12 protein-coding genes are annotated in these 13363 nt (G+C 41.1%); 7 read left to right on the plus strand and 5 right to left on the minus strand.

Annotated features, from left to right (window positions below):
- Nucleotides 1–15 precede the first annotated feature (15 nt).
- A complete protein-coding gene (locus tag C9J01_RS01230; RefSeq protein WP_107296287.1) occupies nucleotides 16–897 on the minus strand; it encodes a patatin-like phospholipase family protein in 882 nt (293 codons plus the stop codon).
- 121 nt (nucleotides 898–1018) lie between these two features.
- On the opposite strand from C9J01_RS01230, the gene C9J01_RS01235 reads away from it, so the two are divergent.
- Entirely contained in the window at nucleotides 1019–1531 is a 513-nt protein-coding gene (locus tag C9J01_RS01235) for an O-acetyl-ADP-ribose deacetylase (protein ID WP_107296288.1), read from the plus strand.
- A 291-nt stretch (nucleotides 1532–1822) separates the two neighbouring features.
- Nucleotides 1823–2368: a hypothetical protein gene (locus C9J01_RS01240; RefSeq protein ID WP_107296289.1), complete on the plus strand. Its 546-nt coding sequence runs from the start codon at nucleotides 1823–1825 to the stop codon at nucleotides 2366–2368.
- A gap of 180 nt (nucleotides 2369–2548) precedes the next feature.
- Here the strand turns inward: C9J01_RS01240 and C9J01_RS01245 are convergent, their stop codons facing one another.
- Entirely contained in the window at nucleotides 2549–3346 is a 798-nt protein-coding gene (locus C9J01_RS01245) for a helix-turn-helix domain-containing protein (protein ID WP_107296290.1), read from the minus strand.
- A 382-nt stretch (nucleotides 3347–3728) separates the two neighbouring features.
- Between C9J01_RS01245 and C9J01_RS01250 the strand changes: the two genes are divergently transcribed.
- The 3 genes from C9J01_RS01250 to C9J01_RS01260 all read left to right on the plus strand — a co-directional run bounded on the left by C9J01_RS01250 (nucleotide 3729) and on the right by C9J01_RS01260 (nucleotide 6653).
- Nucleotides 3729–4613: a sugar phosphate isomerase/epimerase family protein gene (locus C9J01_RS01250; protein WP_107296291.1), complete on the plus strand. Its 885-nt coding sequence runs from the start codon at nucleotides 3729–3731 to the stop codon at nucleotides 4611–4613.
- A gap of 161 nt (nucleotides 4614–4774) precedes the next feature.
- Complete coding sequence (locus C9J01_RS01255) at nucleotides 4775–5395, plus strand: class I SAM-dependent methyltransferase (RefSeq protein ID WP_201797772.1); 621 nt, start codon at nucleotides 4775–4777, stop codon at nucleotides 5393–5395.
- Nucleotides 5396–5468: 73 nt separating this feature from the next.
- The gene (locus C9J01_RS01260) at nucleotides 5469–6653 is read left to right on the plus strand and encodes a Gfo/Idh/MocA family protein (protein ID WP_107296293.1); all 1185 of its coding nucleotides are present in this window, start codon (nucleotides 5469–5471) and stop codon (nucleotides 6651–6653) included.
- A 161-nt stretch (nucleotides 6654–6814) separates the two neighbouring features.
- Here the strand turns inward: C9J01_RS01260 and C9J01_RS01265 are convergent, their stop codons facing one another.
- Nucleotides 6815–8494, minus strand: coding sequence for an RluA family pseudouridine synthase (locus tag C9J01_RS01265; RefSeq protein WP_107296294.1), 1680 nt, complete (start codon nucleotides 8492–8494; stop codon nucleotides 6815–6817).
- A 396-nt stretch (nucleotides 8495–8890) separates the two neighbouring features.
- Between C9J01_RS01265 and C9J01_RS01270 the strand changes: the two genes are divergently transcribed.
- A complete protein-coding gene (locus C9J01_RS01270) occupies nucleotides 8891–9727 on the plus strand; it encodes an EAL domain-containing protein (protein WP_158264471.1) in 837 nt (278 codons plus the stop codon).
- Between the two features lie 31 nt (nucleotides 9728–9758).
- Here the strand turns inward: C9J01_RS01270 and C9J01_RS01275 are convergent, their stop codons facing one another.
- A complete protein-coding gene (locus C9J01_RS01275) occupies nucleotides 9759–11150 on the minus strand; it encodes a class II fumarate hydratase (protein WP_107296296.1) in 1392 nt (463 codons plus the stop codon).
- 270 nt (nucleotides 11151–11420) lie between these two features.
- On the opposite strand from C9J01_RS01275, the gene C9J01_RS01280 reads away from it, so the two are divergent.
- Nucleotides 11421–11699 (plus strand): PepSY domain-containing protein, encoded by a 279-nt coding sequence (locus C9J01_RS01280; RefSeq protein WP_107296297.1) that lies wholly within the window; start codon nucleotides 11421–11423, stop codon nucleotides 11697–11699.
- A gap of 88 nt (nucleotides 11700–11787) precedes the next feature.
- Here the strand turns inward: C9J01_RS01280 and C9J01_RS01285 are convergent, their stop codons facing one another.
- Nucleotides 11788–13179 carry an alpha-amylase family glycosyl hydrolase gene (locus C9J01_RS01285; RefSeq protein WP_107296298.1) on the minus strand — a complete coding sequence of 464 codons (1392 nt, stop codon included), beginning with the start codon at nucleotides 13177–13179 and terminating at the stop codon, nucleotides 11788–11790.
- Between the last annotated feature and the right edge of the window lie 184 nt (nucleotides 13180–13363).

The following is a 13363-nucleotide window of genomic DNA, read 5'->3' on the forward strand; positions in this document are numbered from 1 at the left end:
TGTGTATCAAAGTGGTTATAGACAGAAGTGGCAGTTTTCGTCGGTAAGCCCATGGCGCCCCATTAGGTTACTGATATGAGAATGACCCGCATCCAGCCCCATGCTGTAACCTTCTTCTAATACTTCAGGCTTCATTGTCAGCCTTTTAACTGCGAAGTTTTCCGGTGGTGCTATCACTTTTACAACGGTATTCGCAGGAGGATTACGGATGAACTCCAGTGAAGCGTTGTAATTTTCAGCGCGGTGTACCATTGCCTCTGCCACACCTGGGTAGCGTGACAACAGTTTTTTCATTAACCAAGGATGCTTGGCGGGGTTCATTTGGTAACTCAAAGGGTGAGAGAGAACTACCGTAATATCCCTAGCACCGCGATGGTAAGCTTCTTTTACCGGAATAGAGTCTGCAACCCCGCCATCGGTATAGCATGCGCCTGAAAAGCAAGAGGGCGTTTTCACTGCAATCGGTAATGCTGCAGTTGCAATGAGTGCTTCCTGCATATTTGACTCGTTAATGCGGTAATAGTCAGCATGACCATTAGATACATTGGTAACGGTTGCCAAAAAGGGGATACCTTCAAAGAGGCTTTGCTTATCAACAGGGTATCGACGGTTTGATTCTTGCCATAGCCATTCGACATCAACCAAATCCCCACCTTTTAGAAAGCGTTTCGGGTTGATAAACGTTTTGCTTGTCGCAAGTTCAGTAATGACGTTATAGCTACGCTTGGGTTGGTTTGAAAGGTAACCAAGCAAATTAGACGCGCCGGCTGAAACACCAATGGCAAAATCATACGGCTGAAAGTCGCAAGACATAAAGGCATCCAATACACCACTGGCAAAAATGCCACGCATTGCGCCACCTTCTACAATTAATGCGCGACTGTTTTCAATATACATACAAACCTCAATATCTCTGTTACCCGGGAAGGTTACGCGGTGTTGGAGTGAAGCGATATTTGGTTTTGGTTATTGTTGTAATCAGTATTTTCTAACAATACTCTCGAGAGGGGGATGCTGGATGGGCATACATATTGTACAAGGTGATATCACCCGAGCTTTAGCGGATGCGATAGTGAATGCGGCAAACCCAACCATGTTAGGAGGCGGTGGCGTGGACGGGGCTATTCATCGTGCTGCGGGACCGGAGTTACTGGCTGCTTGCAAGCAAGTACCTTTAACCGAGAGGGGAAGGTGCCCGTTTGGTGAAGCGAGGATCACAGCGGCGGGAAAATTGAATGCAAGATATGTTATCCATACCGCGGGGCCTATTTATTCACAGTCAGAAGCACCAGCCTTGGTGTTAGCTTCTTCTTATCGTAATTCAATGCGCCTTGCATTGGAAAATGGCTGTAAGAGTATCGCTTTTCCAGCGATATCTTGTGGGGTGTATGGTTATCCACTGAATGAAGCGGCGGAGATAGCAGTGTCTGTCTGTTTGGAAGATGAATTCAAGTCGCTTGAAAAGACGTTTTACCTTTTTGGTGAGGATATTGTTCAAGTATGGCGGCAGGTGTTAAGCCAACATAGATGACCAATTTTACATCTGATAGCTATAAACAGGATTAGCAACAAACTATCCCCAGAAACTGTGGATAACTCGATTGATTGATAAAGTGTCGTGATGGTTACAGCTTGATTATTAAAATGAATTTCATGCGGTATAAGTTTATGTTGTTTTGTTGATGGTTTTTAATTGATTGTTAATGGCTGGTTTGTGGTTTTCATATAGTGTTTAATTCTGTTTCAGCTGGCAAAAACGCTTGTTTCAGCAGGTCTACAGCATTAGTATCTACGCCGAATTTTACCTTGTGGAGATACTTTAATGGACTTTATCGTCGAAGTGCTGGGATGGACCAGTGTCGCCTTTTACATTTCACTGACTATTTTCAATAGTATGAAGGCAACGCGCTTTGCTGCGTTTGGTTCTGCTGCGAACGATACGGTTTGGGCCCTGTTGATGGGTTGGTACCCAAAGGTAATTCTTAATCTAGCGGTAGCAAGTGTGAACTCTTATCGCTACGCAAAAGATTTCATGAAAGTCTCTAAGGCACTGCTGATTGCCTTAGGCAGCGTTATGGCTGTAGGTATTGGCTATATTCTTTACGTGGCCGTTTCTTCTTTTGTGGCTGAGCCAACATTGGCGGTCGGTTTCCAGTTTATGGACTTAGGTATTATCCTGACAGCCATCTACATGACTAGCCTACGTAAATACCGTGTGCTTATGCTGATGTCTGGTTTCGTTGGTATGGTGGGTTATTACGGTAACCCTCAGATGATGATCATCAAAGCATTGGTTATCGGTATCATGTCTTACAAGCTATACAAGAACCAAGACGAAAGCACCCAAGAGGCAGCTGCTCAGTCTTAATGTGATTCGAAAAAGAAAGCCCCGGACCTGTGAGGTTCCGGGGCTTTTTTTATCTAACATTCCTTTGTTACTGTATGATGCAAAGAAGTTTGGCTACAATTTTCTTCATCACAATTTTGTTGACACTTGAAAGCGATCAACTAAAAGGACAGAGTAATGGCTATTGGCAAATAACTACCTTTAATTCTTAAGTCTTACTTGTATTTCACCGTAAAAACCTTTATGAGAAAATACAAATGATTTGTTTTTCATAATGTAAATTCTTTCATTTAAACAATCAATTTTATTGTTACTTATATATCTATCCAGTTCCTTTTCTTTTTCTAATGCGTCATCATTGTTATCAGTATAGAAGCTATATATTAGGTAATTACCACCTTCGAAGACTTTTACATTACCGTCTTCTATAAACTCTTTGTTATTATCTGATATAATTGCGATTGCAGACAAGTTGGTGTTGGTTAATCTATAGATGTCTTTCTTGTGAAAATCAAAATTGTCATTTTTTATCTTTCTAAGTGAGTCATAAACATTCTTGCTAGAAATGTTATTATTTTTGCGAGCCTTTTCAAGCAATAAAAAAGATCTTCTCTCCTTTTTCTTGATTGTGAAATCTGAACTCTTAACAAAACTTCTTTTCGCAAGAGCAATGCTTTCGTCTATATCATCAATACGTGAGTTTAACTCCCTCACTTCATGGATTAACTCTTCTTTTGAACGTACTAATGTTTCTATGTATTTACTCTCAGTATAATTATCTAGTAAGTTTTTAATATCTTTGATTGGTATGCCCATACTGCGTAATTTGATTATGTCAGAAAGTCGACCTACATTTTTAATGTCATATTGTCTATATCCACTTTCTAAAATCTCTGATGGTTCTATCAACCCTTCTTTTTCATAGAACCTTATATTAGATGGGGCTGTATTAAGTAGTTTTGCCATTTCGCCAATCATTATATTTTTTCTTTTTGCCATAACCCCCTCCTGATAATTGAACACATTATATCGTCAACTTAATATAAATGTGTAGTGATCAAGAAAAATTGGCCAACACTTTGTGAACATTACAGCATCATACACTCAAATGGCATTGGTTAGATACTTTTAGCCCTATGGTAAGAGCGATTTAATCTCTTATAGTTTTAAATTATTGCTTTCATCCACTAAACAGTTTCATCGATATAAGGCAAATTTGACATGCTAATTCGTACTAAAACCATATATATGGATTCCCGTTACTGTGCATCACTAAACGTTTAGTATCAAATTGAAAATTAAGTGTTGACCTTGCAGCGACTGCAAAGTTTACACTGTGTTCCAACGTTAAGGTAAACCGATTGATAAGGAATCATATATTATGGCTAAACCAAAAATTGCAGTTCAAATGATATTGCTGAAAGAAAAAATTGCAGAAATTGGGGTTTATAAAACTCTAAAACAAATGACAAACTTAGGCTACAAGTCAGTGGAAGTATCACAACTCGATATGACTGAAGAGAACGTCTCTGAACTGGAAAGAGCAAAAAATGAACTAGGTGTTGAAATTTGTGCATTAACCGTTGGCTGCTCGATGAAGCCATACGGTGGAGTGAAACTGCCATTTGCAATGGAAATTTTAGAAGATGGTTTTGATAAAATAATCTCTGATGCAAAAAGACTGGATTGTCAGTTCTTAAGAATTGGAATGTTACCTTTTTCTTACATGTCGAATGCGGAAGGATGCCTAGAGTATGCCAAGGAAATGAATATGTATGGGAAGAGATTAAAAGAAATGTATGGAATGAAGTTGTTTTTCCATAATCACCATGCAGAATTTGAAAAAGTAACAGATGATGGTAAGACTATCATGGATATTTTAATCGAAAATACGGATCCAGACTATGTTGGTTTTGAACTAGATGTTCACTGGGTACATCGCGCTGGCGAAAATCCAGTAGAGTGGATCAAGAAGCTAAAAGGAAGAGTCGAGTTGGTTCATTTAAAAGATTATAAAATTGAAGTGCCAAAAGAGATGCCTAAAGATACTCGTCAATTCTATGATACTTATCTACATAAGTTGGTTCGATTCGCTGAAGTAGGTGAAGGGACTCTTAATTTTAAAGAAATCATATCAGCTTGTGAAGAAGCTGACGTTAGGTACCTCCCAATAGAACAAGATGAAACATATGGCAAAGATCCAATGGATTGCCTTAAAACAAGTGCACATAACTTGAATAAAATGGGTTATGCTGACTATTTTTAATTGGATGTTTTATAGGCCATAACTTAATTTTCACGTCATCTATGTTTACACCTAATTGAAATTATCCACCTGATTTTGTTTTCATGATTTTTTAATGTGTAAATGTGTATCAAAACCGAAAATGGTTATTTTATTTAAATGTATTTAGATGGGATATGGATATGTCCGAAAAGTTTTGGGATAAAGTGGCAGCAATGTATTCAAGGCGCCCTGTTTCCGATGAAGTAAGTTATAAGAGGAAAATATCTGAAACCCAAAAATACTTTACTTCTGATATGCATATTTTAGAGTTTGGCTGTGGGACAGGGACTACAGCTATTTACCATGCTCCTCATGTTCAATATATTGATGCAATAGATATATCTGAGAATATGCTTGATATAGGGCGGTTTAAAGCCAAACAAGCGAATGTTGAAAATATTAACTTTTCCAAGGGGACTTTATTTGACTTTAATTTTGAGCCTGAGAGTTTGGATGCCGTATTAGGTTTGAACATAATTCACTTACTTGATGATAGAAAGGGAACACTAGAATATATTGCTAGAGTGATTAAGCCTGGCGGTATCTTTGTAAGTAGTACTCTTTGCTTGGGTAATTCTTTCCTACGGTTCGTAAGATTATTTATACCAATAGGTAAAGTTCTTGGCTTAATACATGATGTATATATTTTAACAGAATCTGAGTTGGTTAAAGAAATCCAAGATTCTGGATTTTCAATTGAAGTACAGTGGCACCATGGAAAGGATGATGTGAGTGTTTTCATTATTGCAAGAAAGATTTAATTATTAGAATGCTTTGCAGTATATAGACCTCTCTTGAAAATTAAAATTAACCCCCTAAATAAAGGAAAAACTAATGACTCTTAAAATAGGAATAATTGGTCTTGGCCAGCAAGGCTCAATGTACGCTTCTTTATTAAAACACGGTGCTATTCCGGCATTCGGTATTGAAACTGGAACTATTGAAGGTGTAGAACTTGCTGCAGTATGTGACATTAGTAAAGAGCGTATGCAGTGGGCTGCGGAAAACTTATTTAATGTTCCGTGTTTCGAAAATCATATTGAAATGCTTGATAGTTGCTTAGTCGATGCAGTTATGGTTGTCACCCCTCACTATTTCCATCCCACAATGGCGATGGACGCCATGGAGCGTGATATACATGTTCTTGTTGATAAGCCTGCGGGTGTTTACACCAAGAAAGTAAAAGAAATGAATAAGATGGCTGAATCGAAGCCTCATCTTAAGTTTGCGATGATGTTCAACCAGCGTGTAAACCCATTGTACATGAAACTTAAAGAACTTATGGATGAAGGTACTATTGGCGATATACGCCGTACAAACTGGTTGATGACAACCTGGTGGCGTCCAGAAGGTTATTATAAGATGAGTGACTGGCGTGCTACTTGGAATGGTGAAGGTGGTGGCGTGCTAATCAACCAAGCACCACACCAAATTGACCTGTGGCAATGGTTATGCGGTATGCCAACCAAAGTTGCAGCAAAAGCATCTTATGGTTCACAACGTAATATTGCGGTCGAAGACGATGTTACAGCTGTAGTAGAGTACGAGAATGGTGCGACAGGCTCATTTATTACCTGTGTTCATGATTTAACAGGTACAGACCGTTTCGAAATCTTTGGTGATAAGGGGAAAATTATTGTTGAAAATAGTAACAAAGTTATCCTTAAAACTCTTAAAGATTCAGAGCAAAACCTTAGCAAAAATATGTCGTTCGAAGATGTGAAAAAGATTTTCATGGGGGCAGGCCTAGGCGATATTGTCACTGAAAAAGAATTCGAGTTTGAGAGTAAGTGGGGCTATGAGCATTTTGAAGTCATAAAGAATTTCACATCAGCAATTACTGATGGTAAAGAACTCGTAGCGCCTGGGGCTGAGGGCATCCATGCACTAAGCATTACTAATGCAATGCATTTATCAAGCTGGTTAGGTGAAGAAGTTTCACTACCGATTGATGAAGATCTGTACTTCGAAAAACTTACAGAGAAGATCGAAGAAGAAAAGTTATCTGAAGAAGCCTAAATTGATTCAGTAAGTCTATTTATGCTTGATGGTAAGCCGAGAATTAGGTGATTTAGGTATAAGAAGGCTATCGGACAAGAAACCCCGCCGTTGCGGGGTTTCTATCTTTTGTATCAGGTTTTAGTTATATGTGTTCTTATACATATATAGCAGTGTTTTGATTAAAACTCTGCGTCAACTTGGAAGACCATCGGCTCGCCAGTAATAGGGTGGACAAGCTCTAAACGCTCAGCATGCAAATGAAGGCGGTTGGCTTTCACACCATACAAATCATCACCAAGAATTGGCATGTTAAGCCCTGAAGCGTGGGCACAGTGAACACGCAACTGGTGTGTTCGGCCTGTTTTAGGGTACAAATGGACCTTAGTGTGTTTGTCGTTACGGCTGATCACTTCCCATTTGGTTTCAGCAGGTTTGCCGTGTTCGTAACAGACCAATTGGCGGGGACGATCATTGAGATCACCACGCATTGGAAGGTTGATATAGCCAGTATCTTGATCGAGCACGCCGTCAATTAATGCGGTATATCGTTTTTGGACCGTGCGCTGGATAAACTGCTTCTGCAGACTTTTGTTAGCACGCTTGGATATAGCGATAACCATCAGGCCGGAAGTGGACATATCTAGGCGGTGAACAATCAATGGCCCCGTTGCTTTAGGGAACTGATGCTTCATCCGCAAATAGACCGAATCCTCAATAGTTTTTCCTGGCACAGACAAGAACTCAGCAGGCTTGTTTACCACGGCCATATCTTCATCTTGGTAGATAATCTCGACGCTTTTTCCTTCGGCAGGGTTAGTCAGGAGCGGGTTATCATCAAGCTCCATACCTTCTAACATATGAGTCAGGATAGGCTGGCATTTACCTTGGCAAGAAGGGTAATAGTGTTTATGGCGGCGAATTTCAGATTTCGGTGAGCTACCCCACCAAAACTCAGCCATCGCGATAGGCGTCATATTATGCTTGAACGCATACTGTAGTAGTTTTGGCGCAGCACATTCGCCAGCCCCTGCTGGTGGAACGCCTTGTGCTGTATCTACAAAAAGCTCTCCGAGGCATTTCTCTTCGCCTTTGCTATTAAGAAAACGGTACTGCTCGAACAGTTGTTGTTGTAACGAAGACGAGAAGTTACGACGCTGCTCAATCAGCGGCGTGATTTCATTTTGCCAGTGATCGAGTTGCTGTTGTTTCTGGGCAATTTCGGCTTCCCAATGAAGTTTGAGATCGCGAAGTTGAAGCTTTTCGATAACGCTTTCTTGGCTGAGTTGCTTCTTTAGCTCATTGCGAACTTCTGGATCAAGATCAGCACTTGCCGCACGTTTTGCCTTACGGATCTTCCTTGCTTCGACCATATTACTGCGGTGGTTTGCTAATGCTTCACTGGCAGCCGATTGCGCTGCTTTCAAGGCAGTTTTGGCGTCTTCCAAAGCTGGGTTAGCTTCTAAGCTTCTGATCTGCTGACTAAGTTCGTTGAGCTTATCTTGACCGTTTAGAAAAAAGCTCCCCTCTGCGAGCATATCAAAAACGGGTGGGACAAAGTGTGGTAACAAGTTTTGATCGGCTATTTTTCCGGAGAATGCCGAAAGGTATCCGATTTGACCCTGTTGGTTTCTAACCAGCAGAACGCCAAACATTTTACCGATGGCAGACTCAGTATTACCGTCTAAGCCAAAGTTATGCTGCCAGTCTGTTTGTGTTTCTAAGTGCTGTTGCAGTTGTTCTGCAGCTACGAGACACAAGGGATGAGGTTCATAGTAGAACGGGTATGTAAAACGCTCGGGCAATTCAAAATGCTCGATAGATGAAGTAAAGGGCGTAAAACAGTGTTCCGGGGCGTGCATAAGCTGATCTATCGTGAATTTATCCAGTCCTATCTATCCCTGCTAAGGTGGGATTGGATAGGGATTAAGGCCGGCAATTCTACCTGTAAGACGATATGAGATCACCTTTCACAATTAATTTCATGGAAAGTGATTGTAAAGTCGCAGAATGATATGGGGCTTGTTGCACTTAGGGGATATGAAATCCACTATGGACTTGGGATGGTTATTTACCTTTTTTGCCATTGAATAGACTTTTTTGAGTAATAAATTGCTCTTTAACGTTAGTGTGAATTGTCAAGATATTGTAAATACACTGAATAACGTTAGGATATGGTCTAACCTAATTTACATCGTTAATATTTTAATCATTAGTATGATGATAAATTAGAATAGCTTATATTAGGAATTTGCTCTGTGGATAAGATATTAAGAACAAGAGATGACATAGAGAACCATCTTCTCGAAGAGGAAGGTCAGTATGTTGCGGTATACCAAGATCTTGTTCTTAAAAGCACTTTTCAGCCAATAGTAAAGAGCGATGGTGTTATCTATGCTTACGAAGCGTTGATGAGAATATATAACTCAGATGGCCTACTACTGAACAATGGTGATTTAATTAATTATTACCGAGGCCACCCTGTTCATTTAATTAATATTGATCGTCTTGCCCGGGTGATTCATCTAAGAAACTTTTCTCGTTCGCAAAGCTCAACCAAATTATTTATTAATATGATGCCAGTCACTATACTTTTTTGTGAAGATGAAGGTCTGGTGGATTCTATATTTTTGCCTCGAATTTATGAACTTGGCTTAAATCCAGCGCAAATTTATGTAGAAATCTTAGAGCATCACACCGACGACGATGAGGCTTTAACAAAAGCGATAAGGCACTTGAAGCAAGCGGGACTGAACATTGTTATTGATGATTTTGGTGTTGAGGGTTCGTCTGAGCGACGTGCCAGGCATGTTTATCCGAACATCATTAAGGCAGATGCTTCGTTATTGGTAGACTACCTGCAAGGGAACCCTGAGCCACTTCTAAAGGTAAGCACTTTATGTCGTGAACTGAATGCAAAGTTCATTATTGAGGGTGTTGAAAACTTGAAAGGTTATCATGCAGCAATTTCTGCTGGGGCCGATTACCTCCAAGGCTATTATGTCGGCTTTCCTAGGGGCATCAATGTAGCAAATCAACTTACTGCAGAATCAGGTCAAACTGATAACAAGGGCAATATTGACCAGCCAAATTAATGCTCTGTCGGCCGGCCAATTAATAGAATCGTTAATCTTTATCTGCGACGCCACCTTGAGTCAGATGGTGGGGCTCAAGTAATTTCTCTAGCTCACTCCTGCTGATGTCTGTTTCTTCATCTGCAACATCGATGATGTTTCGTTGTTCCTTATAGGCTTTTTTAGCAATCTCTGCAGCTTTTAAGTAACCAATAATTGGGTTAAGGGCAGTCACCAGAATTGGGTTTCGAGCTAGGGCGTTTTCCAGCGTGTCCTGCTTCACTTGGAAGGTATCAATGGCTTTGTCTGCAAGCAACTCTAGCGAACTGGCCAGTAACTCGATACTTTGCAATATATTGTAAGCAATAACGGGTAACATCACATTGAGTTGGAAGTTACCCGACTGACCGGCTATCGAAATGGTGGTATCGTTGCCCATCACCTGAGCGGCCACCATGGCTGATGATTCTGGAATAACTGGGTTCACTTTGCCTGGCATAATTGATGATCCCGGCTGCAAAGATTCCAATTCGATTTCACCAAGGCCAGCTAGCGGGCCAGAGTTCATCCATCTTAGATCATTACTGATTTTCATCAGAGCAACAGCCGTTGTTTTTAGCTGACCTGACAGGCTGACAATCGCATCTTGGCTGCTGAGGTTATAAAAGAAATTATCACTGACCGTAAAATCAATTTCTGTTGAGATTGAAATGTTATTGGCAAAGATGGCGGGAAACTCAGGGGCTGAATTTATCCCTGTTCCCACTGCAGTACCACCTTGCCCAAGCGCGATGACATTATCCAAGACCATCACAATACCATGACGGGCTTTACAGAGTTGGGTTTGCCACCCCTCCAGCTCTTGCCCAAGGGTGACGGGCATCGCATCCATTAAATGGGTACGACCTGTTTTGACATGGTGGCCAACGCTGAGCGCTTTTTTCTCGAGTGTATCAATAATGTGGTCAAAAGCTGGAAGCAATAACCGATGGCAAGCAAGTGCTGAGCTGACTTGAATGGCTGTTGGAATAACATCATTGCTGCTTTGCCCCATATTGACATCATCGTTGGCGCTCACTTCATCGCCTAACTTCTGGGTAGCTAGCGTTGCAATGACTTCATTGGCATTCATATTTGAGCTAGTACCTGAGCCCGTTTGAAAAATGTCGACAGGGAAATGGTCTATATGCTGCCCATCAATAATTTCCTGACAACTGTCAATAATGGCATGAGCTTTATCGAAGCTCAGTAACCCAAGTTCAAGGTTGCTCCTTGCGGCGGCTTGTTTGATGAATGCAAGGGCTTGGATAAATAGGGTAGGCATAGGAATGCCGCTGACGGGGAAATTATCAATAGCGCGCTGAGTCTGTGCGCGATAAAGCGCCTTTGTCGGGACTTTCACTTCCCCCATGCTGTCAACTTCTGTCCGGTATCGTGATGTCATGGTGTCCCCCTTCGGATTCAGAAATGAAGGTGATATGAAAAGCTTAGATGTAATTCAAGGTTCCGAGATAATTAACTAAGAATTGACTTGCATAGCAGGAACACTAGATAGAATCCTAGAAATGAAGCGAGGTATATGCAATTTATAGGTCATACTCAGGGCTAAAGAGATAAATACGTGATGGGTTTCACACCTTACATGTTGTGTAAGCAAGCTATTGCCTGCACTTTTGTTATTATGCGCTGAGTAGTAATGGTTACAGGTGGATGTATGAAAGTTATGTTTAAATCTCTGTTAGCAGTGCTCACAGTGAGTTGTTTTTCTCTGCCTGTTTACGCTGATCCGGTAGAACGAACAGCCACTCCAGAGCTTACCGTGCCAAAGGCAATGAGGATGTTGCAAAGCCATGGCTATCATGATTTTCGCAAGATTAAAGTGGAACGTGACGAGCACGAGATTGAGGTTGAAGCACGTAATGCCGATGGCCACAGAGTTGAGATTGAAATGGATCTCTTCAGTGGAAAAATACTCGCAGTAGAGCGAGATTAAGCAGTTACCCTATCAGTATAGATTTAAAGAAAGCCGCGACGCTCTTTTGCTTTGACAAATAGAAGCCGCGGCTTTTTTGGTTTTATGCTTAGCTGATCAAGTGAGATTGAACTAACATAGCGCAGCTTTCTGCTTTGATAGTGAACTGATCAGATACCATTTGATTTGAGATTGAGCCTTTTTCAGCGGAGTTCATCAGGGAGAAAAACTCGCCTGAAGGAAGTTTAATGTTCAGTGGTTCGCTGCCTCTGTTAATCGCAACAATCCCCTTATCATCGCGACTGAAGACTAAATGGTCTTCCCCCTTATCCAGTACTTTCATAGGCAGGCACTGCATCAAATTATGGAAACTGATCATTTGGACTAACAATGGGTCATTCCATGTGTCTTTCCAGCGAGGTAAGTCATTGGTGTTGTTAATTTTGCTGGTATCTAAATCACTATAGATGAGCGGGACCCCACCATCCCTGCCCAAAATATAGCAGTGAGCAAAGAGCTCGTTTTGCTCCTTCATTACTTGATCCAAGAACACGTCATTGTTTGGAATATCATGGGTAATGGCAAAGGTAATCGCTCTGTCATAAGCCAATGCCTGTCCCACTGAGTAAGGGTTATCTAGCTCAGCAAGCGGCTGGCCTTTTTCGAACACGTTATACATGGCGTGGAATAGCGGGAAATCATACGCCCCTAAGCTGGTTCCTTTCAGGTAGGGAGCTAAGAATAGTTCATACTCTTCTTTTGTCGCACCACCATCGGTGATGATCTCACCGAAAATATGGACGTCAGCACTAATGTTTTTGTCCCAGACTAATTGAATGTGCTCAAGCGTTAGGTGCTTGGCAGCATCAATTCGAAAGCCTTTTATACCTAATTGTTTTAAACTAGTGATGTAGCTTTTTTGTTGTTTTACTACATTTTCGTTGCATTTCAGTGTCGGCAAACCAGGGTCTTCTTTCCCACCGCTGATCCTACCGTGCTGAACTTCCCAAGGATCGGTCCAGTTTTTGATGGGAAACGCCTTGATAAAATCCCGCTCGCTAAATAAGGGCTTAGTGAGATCTCCAAATAACTTCAACTTTTCATAATTTTCTGCTGACTGCTTATATTCATCCAATACCTGATCAGAGGGGAAGTTTAAATCGTCTCTGAGATATGACTCATTGGCCATGTGGTTGAAGACAACATCGACATAAACATGCACGTCATGTTCTTTTAATACTGCTGTCATGGTACGGAAATCTTGGGTGTTACCCAGTTGATTGTCTATCACTCGGTAGTCTTGCGGCTGGTAGCGTTGCCACCATTGTGTGCCACTTTCATGTTTGTATGATTTCAGAGGAGGAGAGACAAGAACGGCTTTATAGCCTGATTTTGCAATGTCTTTAGCATACTGTGTGACTCGATTATACGGCCAGTCAAAGGCATGAAGAATGACATTGGTCGCTTTGATTGTCGTCTTAGTCGTATTGCTGGTGGTCATGGTTTGTGTCCCTTCAATGAACTAAGCGCAGTCTATCGTTAGTTGATGAAAAAGTATTCAGCTGTTTGACTAAAAAAAGGGGAGGAGGAGTGGGGGAGTAGTCAGACCACTATTGCAAAAATGTATGAAAAATGTCCGTACTGTAAACAAAATAATATTTTGTTGGCATTTTCTTGTTATATGG

Source organism: Photobacterium rosenbergii (assembly GCF_003026455.1).
Taxonomy (GTDB): domain Bacteria; phylum Pseudomonadota; class Gammaproteobacteria; order Enterobacterales; family Vibrionaceae; genus Photobacterium; species Photobacterium rosenbergii.